The 18,182-nt window shown below is 66.5% G+C and carries 24 protein-coding genes; 9 read left to right on the forward strand and 15 right to left on the reverse strand.

Going from position 1 to position 18,182, the window contains the following annotated elements:
* Window positions 1-72 precede the first annotated feature (72 nt).
* Both J0X25_RS29505 and J0X25_RS29510 read right to left on the reverse strand, forming a co-directional pair.
* Window positions 73-738, reverse strand: a complete 666-nt coding sequence (locus tag J0X25_RS29505; protein WP_207287491.1) for a helix-turn-helix domain-containing protein — start codon at window positions 736-738, stop codon at window positions 73-75.
* 412 nt (window positions 739-1,150) lie between these two features.
* Window positions 1,151-1,342 carry an HVO_0649 family zinc finger protein gene (locus J0X25_RS29510; protein WP_207287492.1) on the reverse strand — a complete coding sequence of 64 codons (192 nt, stop codon included), beginning with the start codon at window positions 1,340-1,342 and terminating at the stop codon, window positions 1,151-1,153.
* A 110-nt stretch (window positions 1,343-1,452) separates the two neighbouring features.
* Between J0X25_RS29510 and J0X25_RS29515 the strand changes: the two genes are divergently transcribed.
* The 3 genes from J0X25_RS29515 to J0X25_RS29525 all read left to right on the forward strand — a co-directional run bounded on the left by J0X25_RS29515 (window position 1,453) and on the right by J0X25_RS29525 (window position 5,891).
* Window positions 1,453-3,363: a bacterio-opsin activator domain-containing protein gene (locus tag J0X25_RS29515; RefSeq protein WP_207287493.1), complete on the forward strand. Its 1,911-nt coding sequence runs from the start codon at window positions 1,453-1,455 to the stop codon at window positions 3,361-3,363.
* Between the two features lie 98 nt (window positions 3,364-3,461).
* Entirely contained in the window at window positions 3,462-3,656 is a 195-nt protein-coding gene (locus J0X25_RS29520) for a DUF1328 family protein (RefSeq protein ID WP_207287494.1), read from the forward strand.
* Between the two features lie 312 nt (window positions 3,657-3,968).
* Entirely contained in the window at window positions 3,969-5,891 is a 1,923-nt protein-coding gene (locus J0X25_RS29525) for an aldehyde ferredoxin oxidoreductase family protein (RefSeq protein ID WP_207287495.1), read from the forward strand.
* Window positions 5,892-5,914: 23 nt separating this feature from the next.
* On the opposite strand, the gene J0X25_RS29530 is transcribed toward J0X25_RS29525, so the two are convergent.
* On the reverse strand, window positions 5,915-6,535 hold the full coding sequence (locus tag J0X25_RS29530) for a DUF7509 family protein (protein ID WP_207287496.1): 621 nt from the start codon (window positions 6,533-6,535) through the stop codon (window positions 5,915-5,917).
* 98 nt (window positions 6,536-6,633) lie between these two features.
* Between J0X25_RS29530 and J0X25_RS29535 the strand changes: the two genes are divergently transcribed.
* The 3 genes from J0X25_RS29535 (at window position 6,634) to J0X25_RS29545 (ending at window position 8,318) form a co-directional block, all read left to right on the forward strand.
* Window positions 6,634-7,047: a helix-turn-helix domain-containing protein gene (locus J0X25_RS29535; protein ID WP_207290890.1), complete on the forward strand. Its 414-nt coding sequence runs from the start codon at window positions 6,634-6,636 to the stop codon at window positions 7,045-7,047.
* 345 nt (window positions 7,048-7,392) lie between these two features.
* The gene (locus J0X25_RS29540; protein ID WP_207287497.1) at window positions 7,393-7,716 is read left to right on the forward strand and encodes a DMT family transporter; all 324 of its coding nucleotides are present in this window, start codon (window positions 7,393-7,395) and stop codon (window positions 7,714-7,716) included.
* A gap of 158 nt (window positions 7,717-7,874) precedes the next feature.
* Entirely contained in the window at window positions 7,875-8,318 is a 444-nt protein-coding gene (locus J0X25_RS29545) for a hypothetical protein (protein ID WP_207287498.1), read from the forward strand.
* Window positions 8,319-8,590: 272 nt separating this feature from the next.
* Here J0X25_RS29545 and J0X25_RS29550 read toward each other — a convergent pair whose 3' ends face one another.
* A complete protein-coding gene (locus J0X25_RS29550; protein WP_207287499.1) occupies window positions 8,591-8,977 on the reverse strand; it encodes a winged helix-turn-helix domain-containing protein in 387 nt (128 codons plus the stop codon).
* Between the two features lie 274 nt (window positions 8,978-9,251).
* Between J0X25_RS29550 and J0X25_RS29555 the strand changes: the two genes are divergently transcribed.
* Together J0X25_RS29555 and J0X25_RS29560 are read left to right on the forward strand one after the other, a co-directional pair.
* The gene (locus tag J0X25_RS29555; RefSeq protein WP_207287500.1) at window positions 9,252-9,914 is read left to right on the forward strand and encodes a helix-turn-helix domain-containing protein; all 663 of its coding nucleotides are present in this window, start codon (window positions 9,252-9,254) and stop codon (window positions 9,912-9,914) included.
* A gap of 136 nt (window positions 9,915-10,050) precedes the next feature.
* Window positions 10,051-10,200: a DUF7560 family zinc ribbon protein gene (locus J0X25_RS29560; RefSeq protein WP_207287501.1), complete on the forward strand. Its 150-nt coding sequence runs from the start codon at window positions 10,051-10,053 to the stop codon at window positions 10,198-10,200.
* A gap of 27 nt (window positions 10,201-10,227) precedes the next feature.
* Here J0X25_RS29560 and J0X25_RS29565 read toward each other — a convergent pair whose 3' ends face one another.
* The 11 genes from J0X25_RS29565 to J0X25_RS29615 form a co-directional block, all read right to left on the reverse strand.
* The gene (locus J0X25_RS29565) at window positions 10,228-10,680 is read right to left on the reverse strand and encodes a pyridoxamine 5'-phosphate oxidase family protein (RefSeq protein WP_207287502.1); all 453 of its coding nucleotides are present in this window, start codon (window positions 10,678-10,680) and stop codon (window positions 10,228-10,230) included.
* An 85-nt stretch (window positions 10,681-10,765) separates the two neighbouring features.
* Window positions 10,766-11,152 (reverse strand): DUF8048 family protein, encoded by a 387-nt coding sequence (locus J0X25_RS29570; protein ID WP_207287503.1) that lies wholly within the window; start codon window positions 11,150-11,152, stop codon window positions 10,766-10,768.
* Entirely contained in the window at window positions 11,152-11,412 is a 261-nt protein-coding gene (locus J0X25_RS29575; RefSeq protein WP_207287504.1) for a MoaD-like domain-containing protein, read from the reverse strand. Before J0X25_RS29575 ends, J0X25_RS29570 begins: the two co-directional genes overlap by 1 nt.
* Before the next feature lie 71 nt (window positions 11,413-11,483).
* Window positions 11,484-11,798, reverse strand: coding sequence for an AzlD family protein (locus J0X25_RS29580; RefSeq protein ID WP_207287505.1), 315 nt, complete (start codon window positions 11,796-11,798; stop codon window positions 11,484-11,486).
* Entirely contained in the window at window positions 11,791-12,576 is a 786-nt protein-coding gene (locus J0X25_RS29585; protein WP_207287506.1) for an AzlC family ABC transporter permease, read from the reverse strand. The genes J0X25_RS29580 and J0X25_RS29585 overlap by 8 nt, the downstream gene beginning before the upstream one ends.
* A gap of 110 nt (window positions 12,577-12,686) precedes the next feature.
* Window positions 12,687-12,887 (reverse strand): hypothetical protein, encoded by a 201-nt coding sequence (locus J0X25_RS29590; protein WP_207287507.1) that lies wholly within the window; start codon window positions 12,885-12,887, stop codon window positions 12,687-12,689.
* A gap of 65 nt (window positions 12,888-12,952) precedes the next feature.
* Window positions 12,953-13,243 (reverse strand): ubiquitin-like small modifier protein 1, encoded by a 291-nt coding sequence (locus tag J0X25_RS29595; protein ID WP_207287508.1) that lies wholly within the window; start codon window positions 13,241-13,243, stop codon window positions 12,953-12,955.
* Between the two features lie 84 nt (window positions 13,244-13,327).
* Window positions 13,328-13,678: a hypothetical protein gene (locus tag J0X25_RS29600; RefSeq protein ID WP_207287509.1), complete on the reverse strand. Its 351-nt coding sequence runs from the start codon at window positions 13,676-13,678 to the stop codon at window positions 13,328-13,330.
* Between the two features lie 258 nt (window positions 13,679-13,936).
* Complete coding sequence (locus tag J0X25_RS29605) at window positions 13,937-14,455, reverse strand: hypothetical protein (protein WP_207287510.1); 519 nt, start codon at window positions 14,453-14,455, stop codon at window positions 13,937-13,939.
* Between the two features lie 171 nt (window positions 14,456-14,626).
* Window positions 14,627-15,013, reverse strand: a complete 387-nt coding sequence (locus tag J0X25_RS29610; protein ID WP_207287511.1) for a DUF7971 family protein — start codon at window positions 15,011-15,013, stop codon at window positions 14,627-14,629.
* A gap of 31 nt (window positions 15,014-15,044) precedes the next feature.
* Window positions 15,045-15,884, reverse strand: a complete 840-nt coding sequence (locus J0X25_RS29615; protein WP_207287512.1) for a GNAT family N-acetyltransferase — start codon at window positions 15,882-15,884, stop codon at window positions 15,045-15,047.
* A gap of 1,277 nt (window positions 15,885-17,161) precedes the next feature.
* Between J0X25_RS29615 and J0X25_RS29620 the strand changes: the two genes are divergently transcribed.
* On the forward strand, window positions 17,162-18,181 hold the full coding sequence (locus J0X25_RS29620; protein ID WP_207287513.1) for a Cdc6/Cdc18 family protein: 1,020 nt from the start codon (window positions 17,162-17,164) through the stop codon (window positions 18,179-18,181).
* Window position 18,182: the final 1 nt, after the last annotated feature.

Consider the following 18,182-nt stretch of genomic DNA (forward strand, 5'->3'; position numbering starts at 1 on the left):
CTACCGTCGTATTCTTCCCCTTTTTATGACGGGGGCGATACCGGGACGAGCGATTGTCGTCCTCCGAGTCGGTCAGTCGTCGAACAGTTGGCGGAACACTTTGGCCATGATCCGTCGCAGGTGCGTCGACAGCGTCGATGGCGAGATATCGAGTTCGTCGGCAACTTCGGCCGCGCTCGCGCCCTCCGGTTCGTAATACCCCGTTCGGGCCGCGGTACGGGCGACTTCCCGCTGGCGTTCGGTCAGGGAGATCTCGGCGCGATCGCCGTAGAACGCGTTCGCTTGCGGTTCGGTGCTGTAGATCTTCTCGAGGTCGAACTGTACCTTCTCCGCGCGACAGAACTGCCAGTAGTCGCCGAGGCGTTCCCGATCGGGCGCGTGTAGCCGCAGGTTCCAGTTCCGATCGACGGTACGAATGGTGAGCACCTGTAGACCGAGGTCGGCTATCTCGGGCGTGGTAAATTTCGTCTCGGAACTGTGGTAGATCTGGTAGACGCGACAGTCCGGAAACGTCATCGTCGCTTCCCAGTCAGTGACCGTGTGATCGGTCGCGAGCGCGGATTCGAACTCCCGGTAATCGCTGCACGTGACGGAGTAGAAGAGAATCGTCCCCGACGCTTCGTCATACGTCAACGGTTGAGACTCAACCGTTATTTTCGCGTCGGTCGACCGAATCGACGGAGTTAACGGGAGATCGGGGTGCGAGATGGTCATCTCGGCGATGAAACTCCGGGTCATCGGTCTCACCTCGACGTATCGGTCCGAGACGGAAAACGATGGTTCGAACGGGGATTGACAGTTTTCCCGCTCGAGTCGCTACTCGAGGCCGAAGGCGTCGCTCTCGTCGCCTCAGCCTGATCGAACTCGTCGGAGAGGATGTTCTCGATGGCGACGGCACCGGCCGCCTCCTCGAGAGCGGTCCTCGCCGCGATCGAGCGGATTTGGTATAGCAGAATAGGATTCACCGGGCGAGCGGACGGCCCGTCGTATTGGTCTTCGGAGCGCTCCTCGGTCGGACCGGGGACACCGTCGGCGCGGGCTTATCGCCTTGAACTTCCGCGCCGGCCGGGCGCGGAGGACTGGTCTCGCCCGTCGGTCCGTCGGCTACTCGAGCGCGAGGGCCTCGCTCGCGACGGCGACGGACGCCTCCCTACGCGAGGCGCATCTCCCGGGTTTCGACGGCCTCGCAGGTCGGGCAGACGAACTGGTAGGTGACGCGGTCGCCCGTCGTGGTGACGCGCCAGTTGGTGTTCTCGTCGGAGTAGCCGCAGGCCGGACATTCGGGGTCCGATTCGTCGAATTTCGCCCGAAGTCGCTCGAACGGCGATCGATACGTGCGCATATGTCTCTATATGATACGCTATCACATAACATGCTAGCCCGCCCGTCCGATCGCTGATCGGTCGATCGAGCACCGGGGTTCTTACGGCGCTCGCTTCCCAAGAGGAGGCTATGGAGAACGCCGATACGGCGGGGAGCGAGGGTCGGATCGCGGCCGCCGCACTCGAGGCCGTCGTCGATCCCGTCGTCGCCGTCACCGACGGGACGATCACGTACGCCAACGGCGCGGCGCGGGACGCGTTCGGACTGGACGCGCCGACCGAGAGCGAGGACGGGGCCGGCGAGTGGGAGGCGAGTACGGCGATCGCGTGCTGGGGGCCACTCGAGGCGGCGATCGAGGAGACGACGGTCGGAACCGCGCGCCGCGTCTCGCTCGAGGCGGGTGAGGACGAGTACGACGCCCGCGTCCATCGCGCGGTCGACGGCGCGACGATCACGTTCGATCGACTCGAGGACGAGGCGACGGGGCGCGAGGCGACCGACCGCGACCGCGTCGTCAAGGACCGCGCCATCAACGAGGCGCCGGTCGGGATCACCATCTCCGATCCGGATCGGGAGGACAACCCGCTGGTCTACGTTAACGACGCCTACCAGGAGATCACCGGCTACGGCTACGACGAGGTCGTCGGCCGCAACTGTCGGTTCCTGCAGGGCGAGGACTCGAGCGAAACGGCGATCGCCGAGATGGCCGCGGCGATCGACGAGGATCGGCCGGTCACCGTCGAACTGCAGAACTACCGCAAGGACGGCACCGAGTTCTGGAACGAGGTGACGATCGCACCGGTCCGCGACGAGGACGGTGCGGTCACCCACTACGTCGGGTTCCAGAACGACGTCACGGCGCGCAAGGAGGCCGAACTGGAACTCGAGCGCCGCACCGCGGAACTCGAGTACATCCTCGAGCGCGTGGAGGGGCTGATCCAGGACGTCACGGCCGTCGTGGCGGGCTCGACCGATCGCGCGGAACTCGAGGCCGAAGTCTGCGACCGGATCGCCGCGGAGTCGGCCTACGACGGCGCCTGGATCGGCGAGCGCAATCCCGCGACGGGAACGATCGACGTCCGGGCGGGGGCCGGCGAGTACGCCGACGAGTCGAGGGGCGTCCCGGTCGACGCGGCCCACCCCGCGGCCGCCGCGCTCGCCGAGAACGCCGCCACGACCGACGCGCTCGAGGGGCGGACCCACGCGTCGTTCCCGCTGTCGTACAACGGCATCGAGTACGGCGTGCTCACCGTCCGGACCGACCGGGAGCGAACGATCGACGAGCGGGAGACGGTGATCCTCTCGGCGCTAGCCCGCGCGGTCGCCAGCGGCGTCAACGCCCGCGAGACCAGCCGCGTGCTCGAGACCGACGCCGTCGTCGCCGTCGAACTCGCGCTGACCGACCAAGCGCTGGCTCCGGTCGCGCTCTCCGCCGCGGCCGACTGCAGACTCGAGTACCGCCGGTCGGTCCACCGGACCGACGACGAGACCGCGTCGCTGTTCACCGTCACCGGCCCCGACGCGACCGCCGCCGACCTCGCCGCCGCGGCCGACGCCGCCGAGCTGGACTGTCGCGTCGTCCTCGAGCGCGAGGGAGAGTGTCTGATCGAACTCGCGGGCGGCGACGAACTGGTCGGCTGGCTCTCCGAGCGAGGCGTTCGCCTCGAGGCGATCGAGAGCGAGGACGGCCGGGCCCGCGTGACCCTCGAGATCCCCCGATCGGCCAACGTTCGGTCGATCGTCGAGGCGCTCGAGGACCGCTACGCCGGGACGGACATCGTCTCGTTTCAGCAACGCGAGCGCGAGGGCGAGACCCGCCAGGAGTTCGCGGCCCGCCTCGAGCGCGACCTCACCGAGCGCCAGTTCGCCGCGATCCAGCGGGCGTATCTGAGCGGCTACTTCGAGTGGCCCCGTCCGACGACGGGCGAAGAACTCGCCCAGTCGATGGGCGTCTCGCGGCCGACGTTTCACGAACACCTGCGAACGGCCGAGAAAAAGCTGTGTCACGCCTTCTTCGGAGATACTGAGTCTTCGGGCTGATACTGCAGGCCGGAATGGCCGTCCTAACGGACTGTAGCCCCGAGTTATGGGTTGGACGGTCGCGGATATTTATCCGTCGGCTCGTGATAGCTCGGGATATGCTCGACAGTGTAACGGCGGTTCCGCTTCAGATGGGCGGCGGTGGATTCCTGTACTGGGCGCTGATCTTCTTCGTGCTCGCGATCGTCGCCGCAGCCGTCGGTGCCCGCGGCGTCGCGGGCGTCTCGATGGAGATCGCCCGGATCTTCGTGCTGATCTTCATCATCCTCGCGATCGTCGCGTTACTGTTGTAGCGGCCGACGGCCGGCCTGCGACTCGGTGGCGCGAGCCCGCGAACGGGCCACCGGCGACGCTTCGGTGGCAGTGATGGATCCGTCCTCGAGTCGCATTGCCGTCTCGAGTCACCGGCGCAGTGTGCCGGATGTATCACGGGTTACGATCTGGCAGTTTTTGCTCGCCAGTTCTCGAGTCGATAATTCAACGCGGTCTCCCCTCTCTTCGGATCCGTCTGGAATTTCTCCCTCGGAGATAATAACCACATCTGGTTACGTCTGGGTGAGAACGCCTAACAGGATAGCCGTCCAAATGAACGGTGTGGAGTTATCATGACTGATATGGGAGGATTCCAGGATCACGTCGCTCGTATCGACCTTTCGGAGGGGGACGTCGCCTACGAGTCGATCGACGACGAGGACGCGGAGAAGTACATCGGTGCGCGCGGCCTCGGGGTGAAGTACGTCTTCGAGCAGGGACCGGACGTCGACCCGCTCGGGCCCGACAACTTGCTCGCGTTCATGAACGGGCCGCTGTCGGGCACGCAGGTGACCATGAGCGGGCGGATCGCGGTCTGTACGAAGTCGCCGTTGACCGGCACCGTCACGGACAGCCACCACGGCGGCTGGTCGGGCGCCCGGCTCAAGTGGGCCGGTTTCGACGGCCTGCTGTTCGAGGGACAGGCGGACGAACCGGTCTACGCCGTCGTCGAGGACGGCGAAGTCGAACTGCGAGACGCCTCGCACCTCTGGGGTGAGGGCTTCCACGACACTCGAGACGCGATCGAGGAGGAGGTCGAGGGCGCCTACGGGAAGAACCTCAGCATCATGGGGATCGGTCCCGGCGGCGAGAACGGCGTCAAGTACGCCTGCATCATGAACGAGGACGATCGGGCCTCGGGCCGGGGCGGTACCGGCTGCGTGATGGGGTCGAAGAACCTCAAGGCGGTCGTCGTCAAGTCGACGACGAAAATGCCGAAGCCGGCCGACTCGGAGACGTTCACGGAGGGCCACCAGCAGGCGATGCAGGCCATTCAGGAGTCGGAGGTCACCGCGCCCAACGAGGGCGGCCTCTCGATGTACGGGACGAACGTCCTGATGAACATCGGCGAGGAGATGGACGGCCTCCCGACGAAGAACGGCCGGTACACCTCGACCGAGGCCATGCGCGAGGCCGAGGGCGTCGACATCGACGCCGAGCGCGTCTCCGGCGAGAACGTCCGAGAGAACATCCTCGTCGACGAGCCGACCTGCCACTCCTGCCCGGTCGCCTGCAAGAAGGAAGTCGAGGTGACGGCGATGCACAAGGGCGAGGAGCTGAACGTCCGCACCGAGTCCTACGAGTACGAGTCGGCCTACGCGCTCGGGCCGAACTCCGGCCACACCGACCGAGACAAGGTCGCCCTCATGATCGACCGCTGTAACGACATGGGCGTCGACACCATCGACACTGGCAACATGATGGCGATGGCCATGGAGATGTCCGAGGAGGGCAAACTCGAGGACGAAGGCGAACTCGAGTGGGGCGACCACGAGACGATGCTCGACCTGATCGAGCGGATCGCCTACCGCGAGGACGACCTCGCCGACCTGCTCGCCGAGGGACCGAAGCGCGTCGCCGACCGGAAGGACGCCGCGGAGAATTCGCTGGCCGTCAAGGGCCAGACCATCGCGGCCTACGACCCCCGTTGCATGAAGGGGATGGGCATCGGCTACGCCACCTCGAACCGCGGGGCCTGCCACCTGCGGGGCTACACGCCAGCCGCGGAGATCCTCGGCATCCCCGAGAAGGTCGATCCCTACGAGTACGAGGGGAAGGGCGAACTCACCGCCCAGTTCCAGGACCTCCACGCCATCAGCGACTCGTTCGACATCTGCAAGTTCAACGCCTTCGCGGAGGGCATCGAGGAGTACGTCCTCCAGTACAACGGGATGACCGGCCGCGACGTCGGCGAGGAGGAACTGCTCGAGGCCGGCGAGCGCATCTACAACCTCGAGCGCTACTACAACAACCTCAACGGCTTCGACGGCAGCGACGACTCGCTGCCCGCGCGCTTCCTCGAGGACGGCATCCCCGGCCAGGGCGCCAGCGAGGGCGAGTACTGCGAACTCGAGGAGATGAAAGAAGAGTACTACGACCACCGCGGCTGGGTCGACGGCGTCGTCCCCGACGAGAAACTTGACGACCTCGGGATCGATATCGGTCCGGGCACGGGCGTCTCCGCAGGCGATTCGCCGGCGCCGGCCGACGACTGATCGTCGCTCGCTGACGGGTGTCGTCAGCCCGGGAACTCGAGGTCGCCGAATCGCTCGCGGTTCATCGTGGTGACGACGAACCGTCTCACCGTGTCGACCAGTTCCGTTTCCGTCTCGTACGTTTCGATGCGCAGATCCCATCGCGTTCGAGCCGACCTGATCATCTCGCTGGTCACGTTCGCCTCGTAAACGAAGACGATCCTGTCGCCGTGGGTTTCCGCGAGATTCTCCAAGATACTTCCCGCCTCCTCTCCGACCCCGAAGTTGTGGCCGAGAAACGGCAGAACGAACACCGTCGCGTTCGCACAGCTAGAAAACTCGATACTCTGGGTCACTGCGTCGACTTCGTCCGTGTCGACGTTCACGTCGACTGCGAGAAACGCATTCACCCCCGGATCGGCCCGGAGATTCCCTTGAAGACGTCGTAGCAGGGCTTTCGCTTCGTCGATCGAGTCCTCGTTCTGAAAGAGTTTCCTGAGCGGACCGGGAAGGGAGTCGACGTCTACCTCCGCTCGCTCCTCGTCAGTCAAGACGTAGTTCAAGTTGAACGACTTGTACGGACCCATCAGGTAGAGAAGAAACCTGTCGTACGAGACGTCCCCCAGTTGGCGGGTGATGAGTTCCCGGGTGATCTCCGAAGTCACGGCGGGAACGATTCGTGGCGGATATATAAAAGAGGGCATTTTCAGTGGATATTGGCTTGACAAAGACTAAATCACGGTGGGGCGTAGTCCGATACATGATGGGGACGAAAACCACGCGGATCGGCGACGATGCGCCGGAGGATCCGGAAGACCTCCTTCCGGAACGGAGCGTGCTCTCTCTCGAGGAGTATCTCGACATGCAGGCCGCGATCGCGAACCGGACTCGGTTCGAGATCGTCTATCGGCTCTCTCACGCGGACGAACTGACGCCCACGGAACTCGACGCGGTGATGGACGTGGACGACAGCACGCTCCACTACCACCTCAACGAACTCCGCGACGTGGGGCTCGTCGAGAAGCGTGTCCGTACGGAGCGGGACCGCGACGGCCTCTACACCTACTATCGGTCGACGGTGCTCGGCGACGTGATTCTCGAGCACGGCCTCGAGGAACTCATCCGACGCGAACGGGACTTCCGCGAGGCGTACGATAGTAGCCGCGACGGCGACTGAGCCCGCTCGACGTCCGAACCACTCCTCTCCGCGTTGCACCCTCGGGCGTGAGCGAAGCGGATTCGCGCGAGGTCACGCCGCGGCGTCTCGTTCCGGAACCCATTCGAGGAGCGGACCTGACTCGGGGACGGCGAGTGCCGCGATCGATCGCCCGGCGAAAAAACGCCGCCGCGCGAACGGCGACGGCGTACGTTCACAGAAGGCCACCAGTAGGCGGTGCAGACCATCCGGGAGTCGGCGGTCACCGCACCCAACGAGGGCGGCCGCTCGATTCCGTTCGAAATCCGTTACAGCGTAGTGAACAACAGAAGCTATAGACGGATCCGACGACGAGGTGCGGTCGAAATGTCGTGGTATCTCCTGGTACTCGCGGGCGTGTTCGAAATCGGCTGGGCGATCGGCCTCCAGTACTCGGACGGCCTCTCGAAACCGGTGCCGACGCTCGGCACCGTCGTCGCCCTCGTCATCAGCATGGTACTGTTGGCACGGGCCGTCGAAGACCTCCCCATCGGCACGGCGTACGCAGTCTGGACGGGGATCGGCGCCGTCGGGACGGCCTCGCTCGGGATCGTCCTCTTCGACGAACCGGCCACCCTCGCCCGGATGCTGTTCATCGGCGTGATCGTCGTCGGTATCGTCGGCCTCCACGCCGTTTCCGGCGCCCACTAACTCGGTCTCGGCGTCGCACGGCTCCGCTCGGTTCGAACGCAGCTCTCGGTCCGCTCGAGGCGCGAGCGAGCGGCCCGGTCCGAAGGCGGTATCGAAATCAGTGACTCATCTCCTACTTCTTTCACGTCGCACGTCGTAGTCGGTCGAGAGCGCTTCCAATGACTCCGATCCTGTCCGCCCCCGTCCAGCGACGGTCGTTCCGGCCGTCCGTGTTCGTCTTCCCGCTCGGTCTCTGGGTGGTGATGGCGGTCGTCGCCGTCGCCAACGGGGGCTTCAGGGAAACCGTGCTCATCCCCCGAGTGGGGGAGTACACCGGTCACGTCCTCAGTACGGCGCTCCTGATCGCCGCGGTTCTCGTCCTCTCGGCCCTCTACTTCGCGCGCTCGTCGATCGACTACTCGCGGGCCGAACTGCTGCTCGTCGGGATCCTCTGGACGGTGCTGACGGTCGGGTTCGAGTTCCTCGTCGGTGCCCTCGAGGGAACGCCGGTCAGCGCGACCCTCGCGCAATACGACGTCTTCGCGGGGCAGGTGTGGATACTCGTGCCGCTGACGCTCCTCACCGCGCCCTTGCTCTTCGGGGCAGTCCTCGCCGATGACTGAGCGAGCCCGGCGAGGACGACCGTTACCGCGCTCGCGATGGCGCCGACGAGGGTGGGGATCGAGAGAAGCAGAAACGGGAGCCGATCGCCGCAGACGAACTCCGAACGGGTATCGAGAACGGACGCCTCGAGCGAACTATCCCTCGGAGCGAATCCGCCGATAGCGGGGGTGATAGCCGAATAAACGTTCGATCTGCGCGGCCGTCGTGGGTCCGCTACGACGTCGCCGAGCAGTGGTCGTGCAAGCGGTTCGGTCGGGTCCGTCGGCGGCGCTCAGTCGTCGGCGACGGCGTAGTTCGCGCCGGCCTCGTTCTCGACGCTCGGTTTCGTCAACTCGATCTCGAGTTCGCCGTCGTCGAGCGAGACGAGTACGTCGTCGAAGGACGTGCGGTACTCGGTCGCGTGCTTGCCGGAGGTGTTGATCCGGACGCGCTCCTCGACCAGTTCGGCCTCGGTCAGCTTCTCGACTTTCCGGTAGGCCGTCGACGTCGGGATGTCACACTGCTCGGAGAGTTCCGTCGCGGTCAGCGACTCCTCGCTCGTCGCCTCGAGGATGGCTCGGCAGGCGTCGTCGTCCAGGGCGCCGAGCACCGCGCCGGCGTCGGTCGCGTCGTCGGTTGCGGGCCATCCTCGCTTCGTAGTGGAGTTCGTAGCGGACATCGTCTACTCTCTACTACTGGCCGGTGGCCCTCCAAATGAGTCCCACTAAATCGTGGCCCTTTATATGGGGCGTCGAAAATCGCCGTGCGAACCGCTGTCAGCGGCGTTCGTCGGCGGCCGGACGGCGGGTGGCCCGGCCCCGCTCGAGCGAGGGGGATCGATCTATATTGGACAGGGGGCGACTCGCACCGAGCGGGCCCAGTAGCGGGTCGACGCTCGGACCGAAACGGGACAGGACACAGGGTTTAGGAGGCCGGGTGCCGCAGGGACAGCTATGCCTTCGGGGATTCGGGCGGAAGTAAAGATCGAGGACCCCGCCGGCTGCGTCGTCACGGCGGCGTCCGCGGCGGCGAGCGGACGGGTCCACTCCGTTTCGAAGAGCACGAATCCGGACGCGCCCGAGCGCGTCACCGAGGAGTTCCTGCTCGAGGCCGAGGAGTACCCCGACGCGTTCGACGTCGACCCCGAGCCGTCGCGGGTGTTTTCCTACGGCTCGGGCGAGGTCTATCGCTTTACGCGCGAACTCGGACAGGGGTGTCCCTGCGAGTGCGTCGAGCGCCACGACTCGCCCGTGACCGACGTCCGAACGCGGGGCTCGTCGCTGTACCTGACCTTCCACGCGCCGGACATGGAGGGACTGCAGGCGATCATCGGCGACCTCATGGAGCGGTGTTCGACCCTCGACGTCCAGCGGCTGCTCCAGTCCCAGCAGGACCACGACGAGGGGACCCTCGTCTTCGTCGACCGGAGCACGCTGACCGCCCGTCAGCTCGAGGTGCTCGAGACGGCCCACCGGATGGGGTACTTCGAGCACCCAAAGCGGGCCAACGCCGGCGAGGTCGCCGCTGAACTCGAGATCTCCGCGACGACGCTGACCGAACACCTCGCGGCCGCACAGACGAAGCTCCTCGACGCGATCCTCGACTACGAGGACTGACCGGCCCTCGGTCGATCATCGTTCAAAAACGCTTCGGGAACTACTGGCGTTCGGTGCCGAACCGCAACCCTATATATAGTGGACGCACAGCTATGAACGTAGGCGACCCACGGTACACACGAATCACGCCCCCGTCATGAGTAGATACGAATTCACCTGTCCCGAGTGCGGTCAGGCGATCGAGGTCAACGAGGAGATGCGCGAGGCCACGCTAGAACACGGCTGTCCGGTCTGTGGCGCCGACGTCACGACCGCGGCCTTCGCCGCCGAGCAACAGACGAACTGAGTTTCCGAGACCCGATGGCGTCCGACGCTACTCCTCGCGATCGACTTCGGTCCGCCGTCCGTTGAGCGAGTCCGGATCCAGCCGATAGAGTTCGATGTCGAGGTCCTCTTTTCCCTGCGCCCAGATCTCGAACAGCGGCCGCTTCGCCTGGCCGTACTGGGCGATCTGGTCCGGCGTCAGCTCCGCCGGCGGGATGTTCTCGAGGCTCCCCGTGGCGATGACGCTCCGATAGCTCGAATCCTGCTCGTCGTAGACGACGAGGCGCGCCGCCGGTGACGACTCGAGGAATTCCCGCTTCTCGCTCTCCGGCGTCGATACCAGCCGCATGTAGAACTCCCGCTCGTCCCGATCGTAGCCGTACGAGATCGGAATCGCGTAGGGATCGTCGGTCCGCGCGAGCGACAGGACGCCCGTCTCGTGCTCGCCGAGGAACTCGTCGATCTCCGCGTCGCCCATATCGGTCTCCTGATCGATAGCCATCGTCTCAGTGCATTGAGCATGGGGGAACACGCTCTTTATAGTTGCCATCGCCGCCGACGCTCCGTCTCGGACCGCCGTCGTCGGGTTAGCGCTTCGCTTCGCGCCCGCTGTCGTCGTTCGTCCCGATACAGACCGGCTCCCGGATCTCGAGGGCCGTCTCGAACTCGTCCTCGCGGTCGGTCCGCCGGCCGATCCGCAACAGTTGCTCCTCGTGGGCCCGCCGGATCGCCGACAGTTCCCGCTCGCTCGCCTCGAGAGCCTCGCCCAGCGCGTCCCAGTGGCCCCACTCGACCAGGAACGCCTCGCGCTGGTCGCCTGCATGAACGCGTTCGTACTCCTGCCGGTAGCGCTCGCGTTCGGGTGCAAGGTGGGCCTGCGCGCGCTCGACGAGTTCCGGCAGTCGCGTCGACGCGACGCTGGCCTTCGCGGCCGTGAGCAGGAGGATCTGCCCCTCGATCGGCTCGCCGGACATCAGCCACCCGCTCGCATCGCTTTCCGCGCGAAGTCGTCGACGAGCGACTCGAGAGTGGCCTCGTCGCCCTCGAAGACGACCGTCACCTCGGTCAGTTGGAGCGACGGGCCGATGCCGACTTTCTCCGCGGAGATCGTGGCGGTCCAGTCCTCGCCCGTAACGGTGTCCTCGTCGACGCGCTCGCCGCCGAGGTTCGTCAGGTAGCGGATCGCCAACCGTTCGGAGATGCCGCGAAAGGAGCGTTCGACGCGCGTTGCCATAGCCGTGCTTCGGGATCCCGACCGATAAATCCGATCGTGGCGGCACGACGGGCCTCGTGGTCGGGCTGGAGTCAGAGCAGCGCCCGGAGCGACACCACGCCGACGACGCCGGTCAGCAGCGCCAGCAGGATGCTCTCGGTCCGCCACATCACCGCGACCACGAGCGCGGCCGCGCCCCACTCGGCGGGGCCGCCGGCCGCCAACTCCGGCCCGAGAACGGCGATCACGATCGCACCGGGCAGGACGTCCAGCCCCGCCTGCAGGCGCTCGCTCAGCTCGACGCGGCGCACGAGCCAGATGCCGCCGACCTTCGTGAGGACGGTGACGACGGTCATCGCGAGGATGACGCCGACCACGAGCGGATCCAGCGAGAGGACGTCAGCCATCGCGTCTCACCACCTCGAGCGCGGCCGCGGCCAGCCCGCCGAGCAGGATGTACCACCGCCCCGGGAGGACGTTCGCGGTGACGACGCTCACGCCGAGCGCGACGAGCCACGGCGCCAGCGTCGACCGCCCCTCCCAGAGGTCGACGGCGAGCGCGACGAAGACGGCCGCGAGGACGAAGTCGAGGCCGTAGCGCCCGGGATCGCCGATCGTCTCGCCGGCGAACACGCCGAGGATCGTCGCGCCGACCCAGCACAGCCAGAGGGCGATCCCGCTCCCGAGCAGGAAGGCGCCGCGGCCGCTGCCGGACTGCAGGTCGCGCATCGTCAGCGCCCAGTTCTCGTCGGCCATCATCACGAGGCTGCCGTAGATCTGGGCCGGCGAGAGGCGACGAAACCACGGCTGCAGCGCCGCGCCCATCAGCGAGTACCGCAGGTTGACCGCGAACGTCGTGGCGACGATCGTCGCGACCGGGATCGGGTGCGCCCAGAGTTCGACGGCGATGATCTGGGAGGCGCCGGCCAGCACGGTCGCGCTCATCAGCGCCGCCTCCGCGACGCTCAGCCCGGCCTGACTGGCGAGGACGCCGAACGCGATCCCGTAGCCGCCGACCCCGATGGCGACCGGGATGCCGGTGAGAAAGCCGGCACGGACGCCCTCCCGATCGAACCTGACGGCGTCGGCGTCCGGCGCGTCGTCCCGCTCCGGTCCGCCACCGCCGCCGGTCGCTGCGCTCGAGTCCCGAGGTGCGACCGCGTCCGATTCGGAGTCCGTCGCCATCGCGTCGTTCTATCTCACCCTCGGCGGGCCGCCGCGTAAAGCGTTCTCGGAATCGGCGAGGGATCCCGGGCGGGCGCCGTCGCTCTCGCACGCGACGAGCGGGCGGCGGATCACCGCCCGTACAGCACGAACAGCGCTCCGACGACCGCGACGACGAACCCGTACGGACCGCCCCTCGAGAGGCTAACTGCCGTCCCGATCAGCAACAGACCGAAGCCGGCGAGGAGACACCCCCACTGGAACCGCGTGCGCTCGTCCCGCCTGTCGAACGCGGTCTCGAAGATCGCGTCGACGAGTAACTCGAGTGCCATGTCTCCGAGATTGTAAGCCACATTGATAATAGTTTGCGAGAGACAGGCCAGGGTCGGCGACGGCGTCAGCCGCCGGCGACCGGCGGAAACACCGACAGTCGGTCCCCGTCCTCGAGGGCCGTCTCGGGACCCGCCATGTGGGTCACGTCGCGCCCGTTCTTCAGGACGCTCAACTGCCCCCTGATCGCTCGCGCCGATCCGCCGTCCTCGAGCAACTGCCCCTCGAGGTCCGCGTACTCGCTCTCGAGGGCGGCCAGCACGTCGCCGACGGTGGCGTCGTCGTCGAACGTCTCCGTCCGTTCCTTCTCGCCGACGGCCTCTCGGAAGGTCGCGAAAAACCGTAACTCGAGTTCCATATCGACCGATGGTCGCGGAATCGCATAAGTTCGGGTGGCCGAACGCGCAGGTCGCCGCTCGCCCGCCACTCGCCCGGCGGCCGGTCAGTCGGCCGAAGCCGCCGGCGACGAGGTGTAGCTGACGGCGTCGAAGTCGGCGTCGGCGAGCGCCTCGTCGATCGCATCGGCACCGAGCTCCGTCGCCGCGTCCGCGTCGTCGGCCTCGACGACGACGGTCACGGAGAACTCGAGGGTGATCGTGTACGGATCGAAGGGTCCGGCCGGGTGTTCGTACACGTCGGCGTCCTCGATCTCCCAGTCGGCGATGACCCCGTCGGCCGCCAGGGTCTCGAGGGTCTCGGCGAGCTGGTCGGTCGCGTCGTCGCAGGCGGTCGTGTCGCTTCCCCCGTGAAGGGTGACGCGGGTCGTCCCGGCCCGCGAAACTGCAAACTCCATACCGTTCCCTATCGACCGCGGGAAGTTGAACCCTCGGTCTGTATTCACACGTCGCGGCCACCCGTCTTTCGGCCGCCGCCGGCATCGGGGCTACCCGTCGAGAATCGCGTCGTACAGCCCCGCTAACTGCTCGAGCGACGAGTTCGGTTCTCGATCCACCGCCTCGGTGTCGCCTCATACGGACTGCTGTCGGTCATTTCCGGAGCAACCACGAACCGTCCCCGCGGTTGCTCCGGTAAATCGTTACAGCAGACCGTATCAGTCGCCGCCCGCGATGGAATCGGTAGTTCCGGCCCGTCGGGGATCGATCCGGTAGGTCACGTCGTGATCCGAGAGCAGCGAGCGCATTCGCTCGACGCCCGCCTCGGTGTCCCATCCCGCGCCCGTGTAGTGTTTGTACGAGTGACGCAGCCACGAGTACTCGCGGTGTGCGAACACCTCGACGGCGTCGGCATCCGTCCGAAACAGCGAGACGTGCAGTTGCCAGGACGCCAGCGCCGACTGGCGCCGAACCCAGCTACCGGCCGACAGCCGGCCGTCGCGGTGGACTTTCAGGGCGGCGATCGGTTCCGGTTCGAACGACATTTCCTGGAGGTCCGACCGGAACTCGCCGAGTCCGTACGGAATCGTCCCCACGTACTCGTCGGGGTGCTGGAGACACTGTGCGAACCCGCCGAGGGGTTCCTTGATGCGGTGGAGGGTCGGAAAGACGCGACGTCTCACGCGCGTCGTCAGGTCGATCGCGTCGGCGGCGTCGCGGTCGTCGGTCGAGGCCACGGTGGGTCACTAGTCACGGGCGAGCGCAAAATCGTTGTTGCTGTCGGCGATCCGGCCCGCAGCGGCCGTCGATCCCCCCGATCCTCGTCCCGGACGGCTATATAGCGCTCCGGAACGCCGCGCTCGAGGGGGTCGAGTATCGGTGCCGACGCCGGTGGCGGCCGGCGTCCGCTACAGGTCCTGCAATCGAATGCCGTCCTCGACCAGCCGAGCGTTCCGCTCCCGCTCGAGGTGGTCGGCGAGCTCCTCGTGGTCGTAGCACTGGGCGATCACGTCGTCGTACAGCGTCCGCCACGCGATCGCGTAGATCGGCGACTGGCCCCACGCGCGTAACTCCGGCACGAGGTCGTCGTACGTCTCGCGGCGGTCCTCGAACCGCTCGATCGCCTCGAGGACGCGACTCGCGGCCTCGCGGTCGTCCTCTGCCGCTTCGATCGCGCGGTTCAATCGCTGCTCCCAGCCGGCGACGGCCTCCTTCATGTCCGCCGCGGCGGTCGCGTCGTCGTCGGGCAGTCGCTCGAGCACCGGTTTCGGCACGCCGAGTGCGAGTTCGTCCATACCGCGACTATGGGACGGTACCGGGAAGAAACTACGGCCACGTGGCCAGCATCACTTCGTCGACGTACTCCCCGTCGATGCAGTACTGGCCCTCGTGGACGCCCTCGCGCTGCCAGCCGTTCTCCTCGAGAAACTCGATGGCTTTCTCGTTGGTCGCGGGCAGGTTCTGGTAGACTTTTTCGTAGCCGGCGTCGGTCGCCCACTCGAGGCCGTACTCGAGGAGGCTCGAACCGATCCCGTTGCGCCGGAACTCGGGGTCGACACCGGCGGTGAGTTCGACGGTGTGGCGCAGCGCGGGGAGTTCGGGCGCGTCGACGTGGACCCAGCCGACGACCCGAGACGCTCCCCCGTCGGCCGTCTCCCCGTCGCTCTCGGGGTCGAACACCGCGGTGAAGAAGACCCGCGATACCTCCCCGTTGGCCCGCACCAGTGCCGAGTCGCGGTCGAGTCGCGTCGCGACGTCGTCGGCGACGATGTAGGTACTCCCGTCGGCGACCTCGCGCATGGTCTCGACGACGCCGTCGCGGTCCTCCTCTCGAGCCGGTCGGATCGTGACCGTGCCGTCCGAGTGGTCCAGTTCCGTCGCGGTTCCCGAGAGGGCGACGCGAACTTTCCCGTCGCTCTCGGTGAGGTAGCCGCGCTCCTTCAGGTCCTCGAGGCAGGACTCGAGGTCGCCCGCGGGCGGACAGACCGACTCGGTGTACTCGCCGGACCGCGCGGGCTTCGACTGGGGTCGCTCCGCGTCGATTCGGATCGACCCCGCCAGTTCGGCGGGGGCGACCGCTCCGTTCCGTTCGACGTACTCGTAGATGGTCCGTTGCAGGTCGTCCTCGAACTCGTCGGCCGGCGAGATACCGGGCTGAACGCTCATACCGCGAGGAGGGGCAACTGGCGACATTATTATGGACGCCGTATCGCCGCGCAATGGGGGATAACGCCGAGCGCAATCTGCCGTTCCCCGGGCCCGCGGACCCTTGTCGGTTCCCTAATCGCCCGTTGAAGTCGGTCTCCATGCGGGCCGATCCCACCGGTATCCCGCCGTTCTCGGTCGCTTTGAGATCCTCTTCTCCTCGGCCGTTCGAACTCGATTTGATATCGCCCTATGAAGTTTATCGATATCCTTGGGCACCGGACGAATCACACATCGAATCGGCGGAAGGGGCCGTCAAAGCGGGTGTGAACGGCTTTCGAGGCCCAATTCGATATGCCGCCGTGAGAACCGCGTTCGGACCGCGATCGGGGACGCGCTACGGACGACGCTCGCTACGGGGGCGCTCCGCGACTCGTGATTTCGGACGTAGTCTCTCAATTCGTCGCGGTCGAGTTTCTCGATCGCCATCGAATGTGCCACTGGGAAGCGGTCCGATCGGCGTCCGGTCAGCGTTCGATGGCGTCCACCCCTCGATTCGGATGATCGTTCGGCTGCCTCGAGCCTGGGGATTCGAGGGCGGAACTGGGGGTTGCTCGCTCGCTCTTTTCGGCCGGTTCACACGGATCAGTCCCGGCTACGACGATCGGTCGGTATCGATAGCGCACGGCCGGGTGAGACGGATCGGTGTCTGTCCGGCTGCAGCCGACGAACTGGACGGTCTCCCGGGCGTGTGGGAGCGCTCGAGTCGGTATCGACCCATCGCCCCACCCTCCGGCCCTGGTTCACCGTCCTCGAGTCGGTCGACGAGTGCCGTCGGCCCCCACGGAGGTCACTACTCGAGCGGCTGTCCCGCAATTCGAATTCGAAGCGGGGCGTCCTGACGCGCGTGTGAGAAAACCAGAGCAGAGGGCGTCTCGAACGTGAGCGATGTGCGACCGCTGATCGCCGATTGCACTGCGACGATCCGTCACGAACCGCTGTGCGTGTCGCTCGGTCATTGGTCCGAACGTCGCGTTCGAGTTCCGGCGCACACGGAACTGCCGTCCGGATCTGGCCGCCTTCTCGGCCTCTCGTGTTCGCGATCGCTACTGATTCGAGCCAGTACGGACCGAGACGGCCGGCTTCGGGGCTGTGCGACAGTTCCTCGATTCGATCGGAATCGGCCCGAACCGCTCTGCATAAACTACATAGAGCGATACGAAACAGTCGGATCCGTTTCGGAAGTTTCGGAAGCGGGACGCCATCGTTTACAACGGACGCCGTCCAACGGAACCGGTGTGATCGTCGACGGCCGCGTCCTGCGCGAGGATTTCGTGCCCAGCGAGGTGGTTCACCGCCACGACGAGGTGAACCTCCTCTCGGAGTCCCTGGAGCCGCTGCTGTACGATCGGCGGCCCGATCCCGCGTTCCTGTTCGGCCCGACCGGCGTCGGCAAGACCTGCATCGCCCGCTACACGCTCGAGCAGTTGCGCGAACAGGAACCGACCGTCGACGTCGCCTACGTCAACTGCTGGCAGGAGTACACCCGGTTTCGCGTACTCTACAGCATCCTCGAGGCGGTCGGACGAACCGTCGACATTCACCGCTCGACGCCGAAGGACGAACTGTTCGATCGACTCCGCCGGACGGACGACCAGCCCGTGGTCGCGATTCTGGACGAGGTCGACCAGTTAGAGGAGACGGCCGCGCTGTACGACCTCCACCGGCTGGGCCACGTCTCGCTCGTGTTGATCGCCAACCGCGAGGAGGAGCTGTTCGCGAGCTTCGACGACCGGGTCCGCTCGCGGCTGCGGGCGGGGACCCGGGTCCGATTCGACCGCTACGGAACCGACGAACTCGCCGCCATTCTCGCCGAGCGGGCCGACAAGGCCCTCGAGCCCGGGGCCGTTAGCGACGGCCAGTTGCGGACCGTCGCCGACGCCGCGTCAGGGGACGCCCGCGTGGGGCTCGGCATCCTTCGATCGGCCGCCCGCCGAGCGGGCCGGCAGGGACTCGAGGCAGTGACCGACGACGTCCTCGAGGCGGCGATTCCTGACGCCCGGACGGCGATCCGGCGCAAGACCGTCGAGGGGCTGATCGAACACCAGCGGGTACTGTACGACGTCATCGCCGAGGCCGGCGAGATCGAACCCGGCGACCTCTACGACGAGTACGAGCGCCGGGTGGACGACCCCAAGACCAACCGGACGCTGCGCAACTATCTGACGAAGATGGTCCACTACGACCTGATCGAAGCCGTCGGCGAGCGCCGCGGACGGACGTACCGCCTCGTCGGCGAGGCGGTCGACCGCGAGTAGG

The organism is Haloterrigena alkaliphila (genome assembly GCF_017352155.2).
Classification (GTDB): Archaea; Halobacteriota; Halobacteria; order Halobacteriales; family Natrialbaceae; genus Haloterrigena; species Haloterrigena alkaliphila.

Excerpts from the sequence above, each read along its gene's own strand:
- J0X25_RS29505 (WP_207287491.1), bottom strand. The coding sequence starts at position 738 with ATGACCCGGAGTTTCATCGCCGAGATGACCATCTCGCACCCCGATCTC.
- J0X25_RS29510 (WP_207287492.1), bottom strand. The coding sequence starts at position 1,342 with ATGCGCACGTATCGATCGCCGTTCGAGCGACTTCGGGCGAAATTCGAC.
- J0X25_RS29515 (WP_207287493.1), top strand. The coding sequence starts at position 1,453 with ATGGAGAACGCCGATACGGCGGGGAGCGAGGGTCGGATCGCGGCCGCC.
- J0X25_RS29520 (WP_207287494.1), top strand. The coding sequence starts at position 3,462 with ATGCTCGACAGTGTAACGGCGGTTCCGCTTCAGATGGGCGGCGGTGGA.
- J0X25_RS29525 (WP_207287495.1), top strand. The coding sequence starts at position 3,969 with ATGACTGATATGGGAGGATTCCAGGATCACGTCGCTCGTATCGACCTT.
- J0X25_RS29535 (WP_207290890.1), top strand. The coding sequence starts at position 6,634 with ATGGGGACGAAAACCACGCGGATCGGCGACGATGCGCCGGAGGATCCG.
- J0X25_RS29540 (WP_207287497.1), top strand. The coding sequence starts at position 7,393 with ATGTCGTGGTATCTCCTGGTACTCGCGGGCGTGTTCGAAATCGGCTGG.
- J0X25_RS29545 (WP_207287498.1), top strand. The coding sequence starts at position 7,875 with ATGACTCCGATCCTGTCCGCCCCCGTCCAGCGACGGTCGTTCCGGCCG.
- J0X25_RS29550 (WP_207287499.1), bottom strand. The coding sequence starts at position 8,977 with ATGTCCGCTACGAACTCCACTACGAAGCGAGGATGGCCCGCAACCGAC.
- J0X25_RS29555 (WP_207287500.1), top strand. The coding sequence starts at position 9,252 with ATGCCTTCGGGGATTCGGGCGGAAGTAAAGATCGAGGACCCCGCCGGC.
- J0X25_RS29560 (WP_207287501.1), top strand. The coding sequence starts at position 10,051 with ATGAGTAGATACGAATTCACCTGTCCCGAGTGCGGTCAGGCGATCGAG.
- J0X25_RS29565 (WP_207287502.1), bottom strand. The coding sequence starts at position 10,680 with ATGGCTATCGATCAGGAGACCGATATGGGCGACGCGGAGATCGACGAG.
- J0X25_RS29570 (WP_207287503.1), bottom strand. The coding sequence starts at position 11,152 with ATGTCCGGCGAGCCGATCGAGGGGCAGATCCTCCTGCTCACGGCCGCG.
- J0X25_RS29575 (WP_207287504.1), bottom strand. The coding sequence starts at position 11,412 with ATGGCAACGCGCGTCGAACGCTCCTTTCGCGGCATCTCCGAACGGTTG.
- J0X25_RS29580 (WP_207287505.1), bottom strand. The coding sequence starts at position 11,798 with ATGGCTGACGTCCTCTCGCTGGATCCGCTCGTGGTCGGCGTCATCCTC.
- J0X25_RS29585 (WP_207287506.1), bottom strand. The coding sequence starts at position 12,576 with ATGGCGACGGACTCCGAATCGGACGCGGTCGCACCTCGGGACTCGAGC.
- J0X25_RS29590 (WP_207287507.1), bottom strand. The coding sequence starts at position 12,887 with ATGGCACTCGAGTTACTCGTCGACGCGATCTTCGAGACCGCGTTCGAC.
- J0X25_RS29595 (WP_207287508.1), bottom strand. The coding sequence starts at position 13,243 with ATGGAACTCGAGTTACGGTTTTTCGCGACCTTCCGAGAGGCCGTCGGC.
- J0X25_RS29600 (WP_207287509.1), bottom strand. The coding sequence starts at position 13,678 with ATGGAGTTTGCAGTTTCGCGGGCCGGGACGACCCGCGTCACCCTTCAC.
- J0X25_RS29610 (WP_207287511.1), bottom strand. The coding sequence starts at position 15,013 with ATGGACGAACTCGCACTCGGCGTGCCGAAACCGGTGCTCGAGCGACTG.
- J0X25_RS29615 (WP_207287512.1), bottom strand. The coding sequence starts at position 15,884 with ATGAGCGTTCAGCCCGGTATCTCGCCGGCCGACGAGTTCGAGGACGAC.